Genomic DNA, 531 nt, shown 5'->3' on the forward strand with positions numbered 1-531 from the left:
TTCTGCGGCGAGACCCCGACCGGCGAGTGGAGCCGGAACCCGTAGCGCGCCTCTAAGTACTGGAAGGAGTTGTGGCCCGCCAGCACCGCCACGTCGCGCGCGGCGTCCTCGGCGATCGACTCGAACGCGTCGTCGACCGCGCCGAGTTCGTCGGCGTACGACTCGGCGTTGGCGGCGTACGCGTCGGCGTGCTCCGGGTCCGCCTCGCCGAGCCCCGCGGCGATCGACTCGACCATCTCGGCCGCGAGGACCGGGTCGGTCCAGACGTGGGGGTCGTACCGGGTCTCCCCCTCGCCGCCGTGGTCGTCGCCCTCGTGATCGTCGCCCTCGTGGGAGTCCCCTTCCCCGTCGTGGCTCTCGTCGCCGTGGTCGCCGCCCTCTCCGCCGTGGTTGTGGTCCCAGTCGAGCAGGTCGTCTTCCAGCCCGTCGAGCACGTCGACCACGGCGACGGAGTCGTAGTCGCTCTCCAGCGTCTCCGCGAGGTCCTGCGCCCACGAGAACTCCGGGCTGTCGAGGTAGACGAAGGCGTCC

General features: G+C 71.6%; 1 protein-coding gene. It reads right to left on the reverse strand.

Features of this window, described 5'->3' with window-relative positions:
- On the reverse strand, window positions 1-531 hold a 531-nt coding region (locus EXE42_RS16625; RefSeq protein ID WP_137707024.1), incomplete at both ends, for a metal ABC transporter substrate-binding protein.

It is taken from the genome of Halorubrum sp. SP3 (assembly GCF_005435195.1).
GTDB classification, from domain to species: Archaea; Halobacteriota; Halobacteria; order Halobacteriales; family Haloferacaceae; genus Halorubrum; species Halorubrum sodomense.